Here is a 16119-nt window from a genome sequence, read left to right on the forward strand (position 1 = left end):
ACAGCAAGATTCACGTTTACCCTGTTCAAATGCAGCGCGGTTCATTATGCTTGCCACAACTGTATGCATACACAGTATATTTTCAACCATTAGCGTGAAGGCGTAGAGGTGATGAATGGCCGTCGAAGTGGTGTACCGCAGCAGTCGAGATCCGGAGCGTTTATTTATGGATAAAGCCGAAGCCGACCGTCACGACAAGATGCTGGAGCTGGCTGAACTACTCAGCGAAGTGCTGCAAAAGGCGGTGCCGTCTCTCAGCGATGAGCAGGGCGAAGAGCTGGGCATCTACATGGCCAGAAACCGCGATGTGTTCGCCAAGGCTTTCAAGAACCAGCCCGATGCCCTTGCCGAGCTGGGCAGTGAGGCACTGGCGGAATGATCACCAGCCGGCGGCGCACAAATCGCCGGCAACATATCCTCGGCCTTCAGCTCTAGACGTCAGGCGCGCGCACGGTTAAAACAGAGGTCACCCACGGGAGGTGACCATGAGTGCGCGTGACCACTGCCTTGCCTGTCTGAACACCGAGCAGCCGGCGCTCTTCGAAGCGGCCTTGTGGGTTGCTGCCGAACACGACATGGCCGTGCAACCCAAACTGATCGTCAGCGAGCTCGACGGCCTGAAACATCAGGTCGATGCAGGCCTCCCCAGCCTCCCCCCGCAGGAACTCGCGCAGCCCCTGTTGCGGCGCCTCAACGACCTGCACTTTTATGCAGACGACGACAACCCGGTTCGGCCGCAGGCAGCGCTGCTGCACAAGGTGCTGCTGCGCCGTCGTGGCCAGCCCCTGAGCATCGCGCTGATCGCTGTGGAGCTGGCAAGGCGCCTGGGCATCCCCCTGCAGGGTGTCAACTTCCCCGGCTACTTCCTGTTGCGTGTTCCCGGTGCCGACCACCTGCTCGATCCCTGTGGCGGGCGGCGGCTCTATACCCGCGACTGCCGTGAACTGCTGCTGCGCTATATCGGCCCCCAGGCACAGCTGAGCGCCGAACACATGTTGGGTTGCGATGCGCGGAGCATGATCGTACGGCTATCACGTAACCTGCGTTATCTGCACATGCAAGACGAGGACTATCTGGCCGCCCTAAAAGATGCCGAGCGCGTGTTACAGCTGGCGCCTCCCAACGTCAGTGATCATCTGGCCAGAGCCGACCTTTATCAGCGCCTCGACTGCCCACAGGCGGAGCGTTTCGATGTCCAGCGTGCCCTGCTGCTGTGCGACGACCCATCGCTGCATGTACGGCTTGGCGATCGACTGCGCCAGCTGAGTACGGGCACTGCGCTGCACTGATTGCGCCTTCCTGCCGCCCTGATTCAGCACTTCCCAGCCATTCGTATTGATTTAGACACAGCGTATTCAATACGACACGGAGTTTGCCAGCTGCGACATTCGGGGCCTTTAAGTGAACCCACATCGAAAGGCGGCGAACTTCGTATCGAAATCGATACAAAGCGCCTGATTTCACTCACTTAAAAACATTATGTCATTGATTTATATACAAAAAACAAACTGGCACCTAGTTTGCTAATGGCTTTACCCATTAACCGCGCCCGCACAGACGGGCCGAAAATCACCAAGGAGTCCCCATGAGCGAATTGCGTTTTACCGTCGAGCACGAATGGCTGCGTCAGGAGGCCGATGGGCTGGTCACCGTAGGGATCACCGCCTACGCTCAAGACGCACTGGGTGACGTGGTGTTCGTTCAACTGCCTGAGCTGCAGGCCTACACCGCCGGCGAAGAAGTAGCCGTGCTTGAGTCGGTAAAGGCAGCGAGCAATATCGGCATGCCGCTCGACGGTGAAGTGGTCGAAGTGAACGCCGACCTCGAAGCCAGCCCTGAGCTGATCAATGCCGAACCGCTGGGACAGGGCTGGTTCTTCCGCTTCCGTCCAACCGACGCCAATGCAGTGGCCGGCCTGCTCGATCAGAACGCCTACGAGCGCCTGCTCAACGCCAAAGCCGACGCTTGAGAGAAAACCATGACCGACTTGACCACCCGCAACGAGTTCATCGCACGCCACATCGGCCCACGTGACCAAGATACCGCTGCCATGCTGGAAACCCTTGGTTTCAGCGACCTCGATGCACTGACCGCCAGCGTCATCCCGGGCAGTATCAAGGGCACCAGCGTGCTACCCGCTGGCGATGGCCAGAGCGAAGCCGATGCGCTGGCAGCCATCAAGGCCATCGCCGCCAAGAACCAGCTGTTTCTCAACTACATCGGCCAGGGTTACTACGGTACTCACACGCCCTCGCCGATCCTGCGCAACCTGCTGGAGAACCCGGCCTGGTACACCGCCTACACGCCTTACCAGCCCGAGATATCCCAAGGCCGCCTGGAGTCGCTGCTGAACTTCCAGACCCTGATCAGCGACCTCACCGGCCTGCCGATCGCCAACGCCTCGCTGCTCGACGAAGGCACCGCCGCCGCCGAAGCCATGACCTTTTGCAAGCGTCTGTCGAAGAACAAGGCCGCCAACGCCTTCTTCGCCTCCCAGCACTGCCACCCGCAGACACTCGACGTACTGCGTACCCGCGCCGAGCCGCTGGGCATCGACGTGGTGGTCGGTGACGAAGCCGCCATCGACGACGCCAGCGCCTTCTTCGGCGCTCTGCTGCAGTACCCGGCGAGCAATGGCGACATCTTCGATTACCGCGAAGTGGTCGAGCGCTTCCACGGCGCCAACGCTCTGGTAGCCGTCGCGGCCGATCTGCTGTCCCTGACCCTGCTGCAAGCGCCAGGTGAATTCGGTGCCGATGTGGCGCTGGGCAGCGCTCAACGCTTTGGCGTGCCACTGGGTTTCGGTGGCCCACATGCCGCCTACTTCGCCACCCGTGACGCGTTCAAACGCGACATGCCGGGTCGCCTGGTCGGCCTTTCGGTGGATCGCTTCGGCAACCCGGCCCTGCGCCTGGCCATGCAGACCCGCGAACAACACATTCGCCGCGAGAAGGCCACCAGCAACATCTGTACCGCTCAGGTGCTGCTGGCCAATATCGCCGCCATGTACGCCGTCTACCATGGCCCGCAGGGGCTCACCCGTATCGCCCAGCGCGTTCACCAGTTGACGCTGATCTTCGCCCGCGGCCTGCAGGCGCTCGGTCTGCAGATCGAGCAACAGGCATTCTTCGATACCCTGACCCTGCGCAGCGGTGAGCAGACCGCAGCGCTGCACCAGAAAGCCCGTGCAGCCGGCATCAACCTGCGCGAAGTGGATGCCGAGCGTATCGGCCTGTCATTCGACGAAACCACCACTCAGGCGGATATCGAACAACTCTGGACACTGTTCGCAGACGGCAAGGCCCTGCCGGACTTCGCGGCCCTCGCCAAGACGGACGATACTGGCCTGCCTGCTGCACAACTGCGTCAGTCGGCGATTCTCGAGCACCCGGTATTCAATCGCTACCACTCGGAAACCGAGTTGATGCGCTACCTGCGCAAGCTCGCCGACAAAGACCTGGCCCTGGATCGCAGCATGATCCCGCTGGGCTCCTGCACCATGAAGCTGAACGCGGCCAGCGAGATGATTCCCGTCACCTGGGCTGAGTTCGGCAACCTGCATCCCTTCGCCCCTGCCGAACAGAGCGCCGGTTATCAGGAACTGACCGACGAGCTGGAAGCCATGCTTTGCGCTGCCACCGGCTATGACGCCGTGTCGCTGCAGCCCAACGCCGGCTCCCAGGGCGAATACGCTGGCCTGCTGGCGATCCGCGCCTATCACCAGAGCCGCGGCGACGATAAGCGCGACATCTGCCTGATCCCGCAATCGGCCCACGGCACCAACCCGGCCACCGCCCACATGGCCGGCATGCGCGTAGTAGTGACTGCCTGCGACGCCCGCGGCAACGTCGACATCGCCGATCTGCGCGCCAAGGCCGAGCAGCACCGCGATCAGTTGGCAGCAATCATGATCACCTACCCGTCCACCCACGGAGTGTTCGAGGAAGGCATTCGCGAGATCTGCGCCATCGTCCATGACAACGGCGGCCAGGTGTATATCGACGGCGCCAACATGAACGCCATGGTCGGCCTCTGTGCACCAGGCAAGTTCGGCGGTGACGTCTCCCACCTCAACCTGCACAAGACCTTCTGCATTCCCCATGGCGGTGGCGGCCCGGGCGTCGGCCCGATCGGCGTGAAATCACACCTGGCGCCGTTCCTCCCCGGCCACGCTCACATGCAACGCAAGGTCGGCGCGGTCAGCGCTGCGCCATTCGGCAGCGCCAGCATCCTGCCGATCACCTGGATGTACATCCGCATGATGGGCGGCAGCGGCCTGCGCCTGGCGTCGCAGATGGCGATCCTCAATGCCAACTACATCGCCCGTCGCCTGGAAGAGCACTACCCAGTGCTGTACAGCGGTGAAGGCGGCCTGGTGGCCCACGAGTGCATCCTTGATCTGCGACCGCTCAAGGACAGCAGCGGCATCAGCGTCGACGATGTAGCCAAGCGCCTGATCGACTTTGGCTTCCATGCCCCCACCATGTCCTTCCCGGTGGCTGGCACGCTGATGATCGAGCCGACCGAAAGTGAGTCCAAGCAAGAGCTGGATCGCTTCTGCGACGCCATGATCGCCATCCGCGAGGAAATTCGTGCGGTCGAGCGCGGCGAGCTGAATGTCGACGACAACCCGCTGAAGAATGCCCCGCACACCGCCGCTGAACTGGTGGGTGAGTGGACGCATCCGTACAGCCGCGAACAGGCGGTCTTCCCGACCCGCAGCCTGATCGACGGCAAATACTGGCCGCCGGTAGGCCGGGTCGACAACGTGTTCGGCGACCGCAATCTGGTCTGCGCCTGCCCGCCCATCGAGGCTTATCAGGACGCCTGATTGCGCCTGGGCTGCCGAGCGCTTCGGCAGCCCGATTCCTCTATGCCCGCACGCTGCTGCGGGCCGCTCACGACCTATACAGGAGAGTGCAATGAGCTCTGAAATTCTGGCGAAAACGCCCCTCCACGCACTGCACCTGGAGCTGGGCGCACGCATGGTGCCGTTCGCCGGCTACGAGATGCCGGTGCAATATCCGCTCGGCGTGATGAAGGAACACCAGCACACCCGCGAAGCCGCCGGCCTGTTCGACGTCTCGCACATGGGCCAGATCATCCTGCGTGGCACGGGCGCCGCCAAGGCCCTGGAAAGCCTGGTGCCGGTGGATATCGTCGACCTGCCGGTGGGTATGCAGCGCTACGCTATGTTCACTGACGAAAACGGCGGCATTCTTGACGACCTGATGGTCGCCAACCTCGGTGACGACACGTTGTTTCTGGTGGTCAATGCGGCCTGCAAGCATCAAGACCTGATGCACCTGCAGCAGCACATCGCCAACCAGTGCCAGATCGAATCGCGCTTCGAACGCGCTCTGCTCGCCCTGCAGGGCCCCAAGGCAGTTGACGTACTTACCCGCCTGGCACCGGAAGTCGCGAAAATGACTTTTATGCAATTCGCGGCAGTGCGCCTGCTCGGGGTCGATTGCTACGTCAGCCGCTCCGGCTATACCGGTGAAGACGGTTACGAAATCTCGGTACCTGCCGCCCATGCAGAAGCGCTGGCGCGCAGCCTGCTGGCCGAACCGGAAGTTCAGGCGATCGGCCTGGGCGCCCGCGATTCGCTGCGCCTGGAAGCCGGCCTGTGCCTGTATGGCCATGACATGAGTGCCGACACCACGCCGGTCGAGGCAAGCCTGCTCTGGGCAGTATCCAAGGCGCGGCGAGCCGATGGCACTCGCCCCGGCGGGTTCCCCGGTGCCGAGCGCATTTTCGCGCAACAGCGCGAAGGGGTCGCCCGCAAACGTGTCGGCCTGCTGCCTCAGGAGCGCACGCCGGTACGTGAGGGTGCGGAGCTGGTGAATGCCGATGGCGAGATCATCGGTCAGGTGTGCAGTGGCGGCTTCGGCCCAAGCCTGGGTGCGCCGCTGGCCATGGGTTACGTGCAGAGCAGTCACGTCGCCGTGGACAGCGATGTGTGGGCCTTGGTACGCGGCAAACGCGTTGCCATGAAGGTCGCCAAGACGCCGTTCGTGGCGCAGCGCTACTACCGCGGTTAAGTACCGCTGGGGCGGCAGTTTCTGCCGCCCTGCTCACTCGATCAGTCTGCGTCCAGGCAACTGCGCCGATTGCTGAAGGCTTCACGGCGCATGTCCCGCACATCCAGAGAAATGCTCTCCACCTCTGGCAGGCGCTCTACCAGCGAACGCACGATGGCCATAGACAAGGTTTTCTTCTGCTCGTCCGTGCGCCCCGCCAGCAGGTAGAAGATCACATGCAGGAAATCATTCTGGCTACCGCCGACACTGTAGTGATCGTAAAGACTCAGCCGCACCTTCACTTCGCCCTCCCTGAACAATCCTGTACCCATTGCGGCGTTATGAACCAGCGCGACCAGCTCACTGCCAGCGAGCGTTTTTTCCAGGGAGCGTGAGCCCTCGACAAGACAATGCGGCATGAGATTTCCTGCACTGATAAATATCGTCATACGTTATCACACAACATTTCTTATCAGTCTGTCTGCGGCCAAGGTCGTATACTCAAGCTCGCACAGATACCCAAGAATAAGCCGTAGCGATAACTGCAAAGCCACAGCCCATGCGGTATTGCTAACATTTAGGAATTGCTTTCTGCGTAAAAAACGTTCCGAACGGAACTTTTTTACAGAGTGCGTTGACAAGCCGATTGAGAGCTGCAGATAATCAGCGGCAATGTTGTATGACAACACAGCCTTATAAAAACAAAAAAGGTCGCACCATGAAGACTGAAGCATTCACGCTCTTCGCACGCCAAATCGACTCGGGTTTCTCTACCAGTCCGTCGCATTCATCTCAATATCTGCGCGCCACTTATTCGCCGACGGCTAGGGCCTGAGGCAGAGTCCTGCGTGTCCGCACGCGGGTCTGTCGCCCTGCACAGGGCTATCCACACCCTCCTCACGGCATGTTGATCACTGATCGACAGAGGATGGTTTGTTCAGAAAACGGGAGCACAACAACAATGAAAATCATCGCCGCACTACCACCTAGCCTCATCGCACTGGCTATCGCAGCAAGCGCCCTGCCAATGGCCGCCCAGGCCGAAGGCTTCGTTGAAGATGCCAAGGTCACCCTCGGCCTGCGCAACTACTACTTCAACCGTAACTATCTGAACGGCACCGATCCGGTGATCCGCGGCGAGCGTCAAGGCCAGGCTGAAGGCTGGACCCAGAGCTTCATTCTCGATGCCCGCTCCGGCTACACCGCCGGCACCATCGGCGTTGGTCTCGACGTACTGGGCCTGTACAGCATCAAGCTGGACGGCAACCGCGGCGCCGCCAACACCCAACTGATGCCGATCCACGGTGATGGCCAGGCCGCTGACAACTTCGGCCGCACCGCCGTTGCTGCCAAGGCCAAGCTCTCCAAGACCGAACTGAAAGTCGGTGAGTGGTTCGCCGTACTGCCAATTCTGCGTGCGGACGATGGTCGTTCCCTGCCGCAGACCTTCCAGGGTGCGCAACTCACCTCCAGCGAAATCGACGGCCTGACCCTGTATGGCGGTCAGTTCTGGAAGAACAGCCAGCGTAACGACGCCAGCCGTGAGGACATCTCCTACAACGGTATCGCCGGCGATGATTTCAACTTCGGTGGTGGTGAATTCAAATTCAACGGCAACAACACCATGGTCGGCGTCTGGCACGCACGACTGGAAGACATCTACCAACAAAGCTACCTGCAACTGACACACAGCCAACCGGTGGGCGACTGGGTACTGGGCGCCAACCTCGGTTATGTAGATGGCAAGGACGAAGGCGCTGCCAAAGCAGGCAAGCTGGACAACAAGGTCTATCAGGGCAGCTTCTCCGCCAAGACCGGCAGCAACACCTTCACCGTGGCGTACCAGAAGCTCAACGGTTCGACCAAGTTCATGCGTGTCGACGGCGCCAGTGGCGGCACCCTGGTCAACGACGGTTTCACCAACAGCTACGACGCTCCGAACGAGCGCTCCTGGCAGGTGCGTCATGACTTCAACTTCGCCGGTGTCGGCGTTCCGGGCCTGACCCTGATGAACCGCTACGTCAGCGGCGACAGCATCCACGCAGCCGATGGCCGCAAGGATGGCGAAGAGTGGGGTCGCGAATCCGAACTGGCCTACACCATCCAGGACGGCACCCTGAAGAACCTCAGCGTGCGCTGGCGTAACTCCGACGTCCGTCGTGACGTTGGCCAGGATCTTCACGAAAACCGCCTGATCTTCAACTACCCGCTGTCGATCCTGTAAGGCTTACACCGCATCGCTTTACTCCAGTGTCATGGCATATTTGGCCCGTCCTCGTGACGGGCTTTTTTATGACACCGCAAAAACGCTGCAACCATGAGCGAGCCACTGCTTTGCTTTAAACTGCTGCGCCCCGGCAAACGATAGAGCCCCATGACACCGGACAACCTTGCTTTTCTGCAGCAGCACCTGAACCACGCCCTGAATGAAGCGCCGACGGATACCAGGCGTCTGTTCCATGGCCGCGGCCGCTGCTGGGAAGGACTTGAACACATCACCGTCGATTGGCTGCAGGGCATCGTGCTGGTGTGCCTGTTCAGAGAGCCAGCAGAAGACCAACTCCAGACACTGCAGACGATGTTGCTGCAGTTGAGCCAGTCCGGCGAATGGCAGCGCAGCCAAGCTCACAGCCTGCTGCTGCAGCATCGTTATCAGACCGACAGCCCGATGCAGTGCCTGGTGGGTGAGTTGCCCGAGGAGTGGGTCATCGAAGAAGACGGCCTGCGCTATCTTCTCGACCTGGGTCGCAAGCAAAACACCGGCCTGTTTCTCGACATGCGCCTGGGACGACACTGGGTACGCGAGAATGCCAAAGACCAACGGGTGCTCAACCTGTTCGCCTACACCTGCGGCTTCTCCATCTCGGCGCTTGCCGGTGGCGCCGAGCATGTGGTCAATCTGGACATGGCCAAGGCGGCGCTGAGCCGTGGCCGCGATAATCATCGCCTCAACGGCCACGACCTGAGCCGAGTCAGCTTTCTTGGCCATGAGCTGTTCAAGTCATGGGGCAAGGTGAAACGCCATGGCCCCTATGATTTGATCATCATCGACCCACCGTCCTTCCAGAAGGGCAGCTTCGCCCTCACCCGCGACTACCAGAAAATCCTCCGTAAGCTCCCCGAACTGCTCAGTGCCGAAGGCCGCGTACTGGCCTGCGTCAACGACCCCAACATCGGCAGCGACTTCCTGATCACCGGCATGGCCGCCGAGGCCCCCGAACTGCGCTTCGATCAGCGTCTGGAAAACCCACCGGAATTTCCGGACGCCGAGCCCGAAGGCGGGCTGAAGGCGCTGCTGTTCAGCCGCTCTTGAACCAGTCCCACAGGCCCAGCGAAAACCCGGAAAACAGGTTGATGCCCAGGGCTGACTTGAGCAGGTAGAGAAACAGCAGACCAAGCGCCAGCGACACCAGCAGGAACAAGCTGATGCCTATCGCCTTGGCGGTCAGCGACAGATCCTGCTGGGCTCGACTGAGGTCGCGCTTGTTGCGACCGGCCAGCAGCACGAAGTAATAGCGCCAGCGCCACAGCTTGAGCGTCCATCGCAGATCCAGAGGATGGCGCCCCCACTGGCGTGCGCCAAAGGCAACCTTTAGCGCATCGAGCTGCTCGTCACTGAACGAATCCTTGAGATCATCGGGCAGGCGCTCCTTGAGCCCCTTGATGAAGGAGTCTTGCTCATTCACGGTCTTTCTCCAAATAGCTGAACCCTTCATGCCAGACACCTTATCAGCCCTGAACGAAAACGGGCCCCGTCATCGGTGATGACGGGGCCCGCTCGATTCACTTGCCGAATTCAGCGCGAGGCGAACGCCGCACAAAAACCACTGAGATTATCGGCGCCACAGATGTGGTTGACCGATGTCATCAGCATCTGGCTCGGCGTGGACTGGGAATCCACCGACATCATCACGCTCAGCGCAGTGATGGTGACGATCGAGAACACGAACAGCTTGCGTGCCCAGACCTTGTCATCGACAGCCTTGTAACCCGACACCCCCATCCACAACCAATAGGCGCCGCTGACCACTGCTACCACGAAGTAGCTGTAACCGGCGTAACCACTGATGGTCAGCATCAAGGTGGCGACCAGGAACGCGGCGATGTACAGGACGATGCTGCGCTTGGCAGCAGGAATGCCCTTGATCACTGGCAACACCGGAATGTTGGCGGCCTGGTAGTCATTGAAACGAAAGATGGCAATAGCGTACGAATGGGGCATCTGCCAGAGACTGAAGATCAGCAGCAGAATCGCTGCTCCCATATCGAACTCGTTGCTTACAGCGCAATAGCCCACAACGGGTGGAGCGGCGCCCGACAGACTGCCAACCAGCGTTCCATAAACCGAATTGCGCTTGAGGTACAGGCTGTAAAGCCCGACGTAGACGACGAAGCCCATCAGGACCAGGCCAACTGCAAGCAGATTCGTAGCTTTATAGAGCAAGGCAACGCCTGCAATCCCGAGGATGCAGGCGTAAATGATGGCATGTGTCGGCGGAACCAGGCCTTTAACTAGCACCCTGTTCTTGGTCCGCTCCATCTTTACATCGATGTCCCTATCGATGTAGTTGTTGAACACGCAACCGGAAGCAATCACCAGAGCGACGCCGAGTGCTGTTGCCAGGAACAGCATCAGGTCGATATCCCCCTTCGAAGCCAGGAAGAAGCCACCGGCGACGGAAATCATGTTTCCGAAGACGATGCCTGGCTTGGTCAGGAGCAGGTATTGCTTGAACATCAGGCTGCTCTCTTTTTAGTTGGCCATCATGTAGTAGTGCATGCTCCAGATGATCCAGATCGAGAGCGCTACGACGATGATGGTGATCAGGATGGTGAACGCGAACGCCACCGTGTTCCAACGCTGCTCGGACGAGGTGTTCATGTGCAGGAAGTACACCAGGTGTACGTAGATCTGCACGACCGCGAAAGCGACGATGGTGAACAGCGTGGCCGCTTTCGACATGACGGGATTCATCACGATCGCGAACGGGATCACGGTGAGGATTACCGACAGTACGAAACCGACGACGTAATCCTTGGTGCTGCCATGGCTCGCGCCTGCGGCAGAGTGGTGATCATGAGCCATTACAGAGCCCCCATCAGATAGACAACGGTAAACACGCAGATCCACACCACGTCGAGGAAGTGCCAGAACAGGCTCAGGCAGCTCAGGCGGGTCTGGGTGACCGGCGTCAGGCCGCGGCTAGCGACCTGATGCATCATCACCGCCATCCACACCAGGCCGGCACTGACGTGCAGACCGTGGGTGCCGACCAGGGTGAAGAACGCGGACCAGTAGGCACTGACCTGCGGAGCGGCACCTTCGTGGATCAGGTGATGGAACTCGTACAGCTCGATCGAGATGAACACCACACCGAACAGGAAGGTAGCTGCCAGCCAGGCCAGCACCTTGCTCTTGTCGCCACGGTACATGGCCAACATGGCCATGCCGTAGGTGATGCTCGAGAACAACAGAGCGAATGTTTCGACCAGAACGAGCTTCAGGTCGATCAGATCTGCCGGAGTTGCAGCACGCCGGCGTACGCGGTGCTGAGCACCGCGAAGCCTGCGAAGATACTCGCGAACAGGATGCAGTCGGTCATCAGGTAAATCCAGAACCCGAAGACCTTCATCTCACCCGCGTCGTGGTGATGTTCGTGCTCATGCTCATCGGCATGAGCAGCGTGGTTGCTGATCACTTCACTAGACATGGTTTAAGCCTGCTTAGCCTTTGCTTGAATGTGTGCCTTCTCGATGCGTTCGATTTCATCGGGCTGCACGTAGTAGTCGACGTCCGTGTTGTAGCTGTTGCGAATCAGAACGGCGAAGGTACCCACGAAGCTCAATGCAGCCAGCCACCAGATGTGCCAGATCAGTGCGAAACCGAAGACCAGAGCGCCTACGGACATGATCAGGCCAACGCCGGTGTTCTTCGGCATGTGGATCGGCGAGTACTTGCTTGGCGCAGCCGGCAGACCGTCACGCTTCATTTCGTGGAACTCGTCGATGCGATCGCCGCGCGGGGTTACCGCGAAGTTGTAGAACGGCGGTGGCGACGAGGTCGACCATTCCAGCGTACGAGCGTCCCATGGGTCGCCAGTTACATCGGCCAGTTCCTTGCGCTTGATGATCGACACAGCGAACTGGATCAAGGTGCACAGAATACCGATACCGATCAGCACGGCGCCTACTACGGCGATGTACAGCCACGGCTCCCACTCTGGGTTGGAAGTACTGTTCAGACGACGGGTCATGCCCATGAAGCCGAGGATGTACAGCGGCATGAACGCCAGGTAGAAACCGACGATCCAGAACCAGAAGGACGCCTTGCCCCAGCCTTCGTGCAGTTTGAAGCCGAACGCTTTCGGGAACCAGAAGGTGATACCGGCCATGTAGCCGAATACCGCACCACCGATGATCACGTTGTGGAAGTGGGCGATCAGGAACAGGCTGTTGTGCAGCAGGAAGTCAGCACCTGGAACGGCCAGCAGTACGCCGGTCATACCACCGATGGAGAAGGTAATGATGAAGCCCAGGGTCCACAGGATCGGCGAAGTGAACTCCAGACGACCGCGGTACATAGTGAACAGCCAGGTGAAAATCTTCACACCGGTCGGGATGGCGATGATCATCGTCGCGATACCGAAGAAGGCGTTGACGCTGGCGCCAGAGCCCATGGTGAAGAAGTGGTGCAGCCATACCACGAACGACAGCACGGTGATCGCCACGGTAGCCCAAACCATCGAGGCATAACCGAACAGACGCTTGCGAGCGAACACCGACGTCACTTCGGAGAACACACCGAAGGCCGGCAGGATCAGGATGTACACCTCAGGGTGGCCCCAGGCCCACAGGAGGTTGACGTACATCATCGGGTTGCCACCAGCTTCGTTAGTGAAGAAGTGGAAATCCAGGTAGCGATCCAGAGTCAGCATGCCGAGTACGGCGGTCAGAATCGGGAAGGCGCCGCAGATGATCACGCTGGTGCACAGAATGGTCCAGGTGAAGATCGGCATTTTCATCAGGGTCATGCCAGGGGCACGCATCTTGATGATGGTCACGAAGAAGTTCACACCGGTCAGCAGCGTACCAATACCGGATATCTGCAAGGCCCATATGTAATAGTCGACCCCGACTCCCGGACTGTACTCGATGCCTGACAACGGTGGATACGCAACCCAGCCGGTCATGGCGAACTCGCCCACGAACAGCGAAATGTTGGTCAGCAGCACACCCACCACGAACAGCCAGAAGCTCAACGAGTTGAGGAACGGGAAGGCAACGTCACGCGCACCGATCTGCAGTGGCGTCACGATGTTCATCAGGCCGACCACCATTGGCATGGCCACGAAGAAAATCATGATCGTACCGTGAGCGGTGAAGATCTGATCGTAGTGGTGCGGTGGCAGATACCCTTCAGAGCCGCCAGTGGCGATAGCCAGCTGGGTACGCATCATGATTGCGTCGGCGAAGCCACGCAGCAGCATGACCAGGGCGACGAGGATGTACATCACGCCGATTTTCTTGTGGTCGACCGAAGTCAGCCATTCATGCCACAGGTAGCCCCACTTCTTGAAGTAGGTCAGGGCGGCGAACAGCCCAAGACCACCCAAAACCACAGCAATCATCGTGATTACCAGGATGGGCTCGTGCAGCGGTATTGCGTCTAGCGTCAGCTTTCCGAACATCGTTTATTCCTCCGCACCTGAATCGTGCGCGGCTTCGCTCACGGGGTTGCTCTTGTAATCGATGTACTGGCCAAGGATCTGACGGAACAGACCTGGCTGAGCGTTGAAGTACTCGACTGGGTTGTTTTCACTCGCTTTGGATAGCAACTGATAGCTGCCATCGAAGGTCAGCGTGTCTGGCGACTGTTTTACCTTGGTCACCCACTGCTCGAACTCTTCGTTACTGGTCGAATGCACCTTGAACTTCATGCCCGAGAAACCATGACCGCTGTAGTTGCCAGACAGGCCGAAGAACTCGCCTGGCTCGTTGGCAATCAGGTGCAGTTGGGTGCGCATGCCGCCCATGGCGTAAACCATGCCGCCCAGCTGCGGGATGAAGAAGGTATTCATCACGCTCTGCGAGGTGATCTGGAAGCTCAGCGGGGTATTTTCTGGTATGTACAGTTCATTGACGGTAGCGATGCCCTGCTCCGGATAGATGAACAGCCATTTCCAGTCCAGCGAAACCACCTCAACGACCAGCGGTTTGACATCGGACTCGATTGGCTTGTACGGGTCGAGCTCGTGGGTAGTTTTCCAGGTGATGACTGCCAGCACGGCAACAATCACGCAGGGAACGCCCCAGACGATAACCTCGATCTTGTGCGAGTGAGCCCACTCAGGCGCGTAGGTCGCGTCCTTGTTCGAGGAGCGATAGCGCCAGGCGAACAGAATGGTCATGAAAATGACGGGTACCACCACGATCAGCATCAGCAGAGTGGCGGTAATGATGAGGTTGCGCTGCTCAATGCCGATCTGGCCTTTCGAATCGAAAAGAATCCAATCGCAGCCACTCAGGGAGACGGCCACGACAATCGTCAGAAGCGTGCGGAACAAGCGGTGGTACTTCTCTTCTCTCATTTCACGACCTTCAGCAAAGTGATATCCCACATAGCGTTCTGTTCAGCCTGATACCCAATACGGCAGGGCATGCCAGGAAAACGGTGCACAGGCGCACCGAAATCGTTTCAGCATCGAAACTACTAAACGGAGGGGGCGACATTTTCGGTTACGCAGCCAAAAAAACCAACCGCATAACGACGATGGGCCTACAAATAGTCGGGGTGTATAGCTCGCCCCGCAATGCCCCAGCCCTACACCGCCGGCCGCAACCCTGCGCCCGGTGACATCTCGCTTAACTCGCAAAGCCCCATATGACCGCACCTACAGCGCGAGACAAAACCGCGGCCCGCTGACGGGCTACGGATAAATGGATATGTTGCGACTCATAATAGTGGCTCATATCACCAGAATTGCGCGGCAATATGTCGCACAGCAATACCCCTTCAAAAGCCAGGGAATTGCCTGAAATCAGGATCCTTCTGCCGGTTTCCAGTCGCAGTAGCAACCTACTGCCATGGTATTGGCTGCGGAAACGCTACGATTGGCTGAAAGCGCGTCGAGGATCGGTTCTACGAAACTGTTCGAGGAGTTGCACACCAGCCCCTCGCTATAAGGGCCGGCATAGGCCAGACGGCCTTGCTGATCCCAGATGGCGATGGCCGGGCTGGCCGGAATCGACTCCATACCTTCCAGAGACTCCAGCGGCGTGAGCTTGCCGCGCAGGAACGGCAGCATTTCGCCCTCGCTCCCCGGCTTTTGCACGCTGTAGAACTCGACCCCGGAGAAACGGTAGAGGCTGATCAGATAATTGAGGTGAGCGTCGGTTTCCTTGTGGCACGGGCACTGGGGATCCCAGAAATGCACCACGCGAATCTTGCCAGGCCCGGCGAGCTCGGCCGGCAGTTTGAGCCCGCCGCCCTGAAAGAATACCGCCTGTTCCTGATCGCCGAAGGGGCGCAGGTACGCGACACCAAAACGCCCCCACACCCACGCGCCGATCGCCAGCACGATGGCCAGCAACAGCAGGCACAGAATCAGCAGAAAGCGCTTCGACGGAGCGGTCTGATCCTTGCTCATCTACTCGGGCTCACGACCGTATTTGATACGGAACTGCTTTTCCATTTCCTTGCAGCTATCGGTCGCGAAAGCGCGCGAGGTTGGCTTGGCCGTGGGGTCGTTTGCCTTGATCCAGCAAGCCTGAATAGCACTTAGTTCATTGGCTTGAATATCGGCAGTCTGCTCACGAGTGATGGCATAGATGATGATGCCGAAGACCAGCACGATAAAAGCCAGACCTAGCAGGGTCAGCCACAGGCAACCGCCGCGCTTGCCAGTATCCAGCTGCTCTGTGGATGGATTGCGTGCCTTATCGTCGCTCATGATCTACCCCTGCCGAAGAGGGTGCGGAACATAGCATTTTTACTCTGGCCGGGGCAGAGGCCAAAAAGCACACACAAAATGAAGGGCTAACACCCTCCCCTGTCTTAATAAGGCCTATAAAGCCTGCCATTGAAGGCCTCAGGGGC

The 16119-nt window shown here is 59.3% G+C and carries 15 protein-coding genes and 1 pseudogene; 7 read left to right on the forward strand and 9 right to left on the reverse strand.

Translation table 11 applies throughout. The features are described 5' to 3' along the window. Nucleotides 1-115: 115 nt before the first annotated feature. From ACZ0AI_RS11880 to gcvT, 5 genes are all read left to right on the forward strand, one after another. Nucleotides 116-379 carry a YebG family protein gene (locus ACZ0AI_RS11880; protein ID WP_463565921.1) on the forward strand — a complete coding sequence of 88 codons (264 nt, stop codon included), beginning with the start codon at nucleotides 116-118 and terminating at the stop codon, nucleotides 377-379. A gap of 106 nt (nucleotides 380-485) precedes the next feature. Beyond that, nucleotides 486-1289, forward strand: a complete 804-nt coding sequence (locus ACZ0AI_RS11885) for a SirB1 family protein (protein ID WP_463565922.1) — start codon at nucleotides 486-488, stop codon at nucleotides 1287-1289. 296 nt (nucleotides 1290-1585) lie between these two features. Next, nucleotides 1586-1969 carry a glycine cleavage system protein GcvH gene (gene gcvH, locus ACZ0AI_RS11890; RefSeq protein ID WP_463565923.1) on the forward strand — a complete coding sequence of 128 codons (384 nt, stop codon included), beginning with the start codon at nucleotides 1586-1588 and terminating at the stop codon, nucleotides 1967-1969. Between the two features lie 9 nt (nucleotides 1970-1978). Then, nucleotides 1979-4831, forward strand: a complete 2853-nt coding sequence (gene gcvP / locus ACZ0AI_RS11895) for an aminomethyl-transferring glycine dehydrogenase (protein WP_463565924.1) — start codon at nucleotides 1979-1981, stop codon at nucleotides 4829-4831. 91 nt (nucleotides 4832-4922) lie between these two features. After that, entirely contained in the window at nucleotides 4923-6044 is a 1122-nt protein-coding gene (gene gcvT, locus ACZ0AI_RS11900; RefSeq protein WP_463565925.1) for a glycine cleavage system aminomethyltransferase GcvT, read from the forward strand. A gap of 41 nt (nucleotides 6045-6085) precedes the next feature. On the opposite strand, the gene ACZ0AI_RS11905 is transcribed toward gcvT, so the two are convergent. After that, a complete protein-coding gene (locus tag ACZ0AI_RS11905) occupies nucleotides 6086-6442 on the reverse strand; it encodes a 5-carboxymethyl-2-hydroxymuconate Delta-isomerase (protein ID WP_463565926.1) in 357 nt (118 codons plus the stop codon). 542 nt (nucleotides 6443-6984) lie between these two features. Between ACZ0AI_RS11905 and ACZ0AI_RS11910 the strand changes: the two genes are divergently transcribed. Beyond that, a complete protein-coding gene (locus tag ACZ0AI_RS11910; RefSeq protein WP_463565927.1) occupies nucleotides 6985-8247 on the forward strand; it encodes an OprD family porin in 1263 nt (420 codons plus the stop codon). Nucleotides 8248-8397: 150 nt separating this feature from the next. Continuing rightward, nucleotides 8398-9336: a class I SAM-dependent methyltransferase gene (locus tag ACZ0AI_RS11915; protein ID WP_463562087.1), complete on the forward strand. Its 939-nt coding sequence runs from the start codon at nucleotides 8398-8400 to the stop codon at nucleotides 9334-9336. On the opposite strand, the gene ACZ0AI_RS11920 is transcribed toward ACZ0AI_RS11915, so the two are convergent. From ACZ0AI_RS11920 to ACZ0AI_RS11955, 8 genes and pseudogenes are all read right to left on the reverse strand, one after another. Then, nucleotides 9323-9739 carry a 3-phosphoshikimate 1-carboxyvinyltransferase gene (locus ACZ0AI_RS11920; protein WP_463562088.1) on the reverse strand — a complete coding sequence of 139 codons (417 nt, stop codon included), beginning with the start codon at nucleotides 9737-9739 and terminating at the stop codon, nucleotides 9323-9325. The genes ACZ0AI_RS11915 and ACZ0AI_RS11920 overlap by 14 nt on opposite strands. 80 nt (nucleotides 9740-9819) lie before the next feature. Further along, complete coding sequence (gene cyoE, locus ACZ0AI_RS11925) at nucleotides 9820-10764, reverse strand: heme o synthase (RefSeq protein WP_463565928.1); 945 nt, start codon at nucleotides 10762-10764, stop codon at nucleotides 9820-9822. Between the two features lie 12 nt (nucleotides 10765-10776). Then, entirely contained in the window at nucleotides 10777-11109 is a 333-nt protein-coding gene (locus ACZ0AI_RS11930) for a cytochrome o ubiquinol oxidase subunit IV (RefSeq protein ID WP_042555392.1), read from the reverse strand. Further along, nucleotides 11109-11734 (reverse strand): annotated as a pseudogene (gene cyoC, locus ACZ0AI_RS11935) (cytochrome o ubiquinol oxidase subunit III). Before cyoC ends, ACZ0AI_RS11930 begins: the two are co-directional and overlap by 1 nt. Before the next feature lie 3 nt (nucleotides 11735-11737). Beyond that, nucleotides 11738-13711 carry a cytochrome o ubiquinol oxidase subunit I gene (cyoB, locus tag ACZ0AI_RS11940; RefSeq protein WP_463562089.1) on the reverse strand — a complete coding sequence of 658 codons (1974 nt, stop codon included), beginning with the start codon at nucleotides 13709-13711 and terminating at the stop codon, nucleotides 11738-11740. Nucleotides 13712-13714: 3 nt separating this feature from the next. Beyond that, nucleotides 13715-14611: a ubiquinol oxidase subunit II gene (gene cyoA, locus ACZ0AI_RS11945; RefSeq protein WP_463562090.1), complete on the reverse strand. Its 897-nt coding sequence runs from the start codon at nucleotides 14609-14611 to the stop codon at nucleotides 13715-13717. A gap of 450 nt (nucleotides 14612-15061) precedes the next feature. After that, a complete protein-coding gene (locus ACZ0AI_RS11950) occupies nucleotides 15062-15670 on the reverse strand; it encodes a DUF6436 domain-containing protein (protein WP_463562091.1) in 609 nt (202 codons plus the stop codon). After that, nucleotides 15671-15973 (reverse strand): hypothetical protein, encoded by a 303-nt coding sequence (locus tag ACZ0AI_RS11955; RefSeq protein WP_463562092.1) that lies wholly within the window; start codon nucleotides 15971-15973, stop codon nucleotides 15671-15673. Nucleotides 15974-16119 lie beyond the last annotated feature (146 nt).

Source organism: Pseudomonas sp. AC355 (assembly GCF_979258205.1).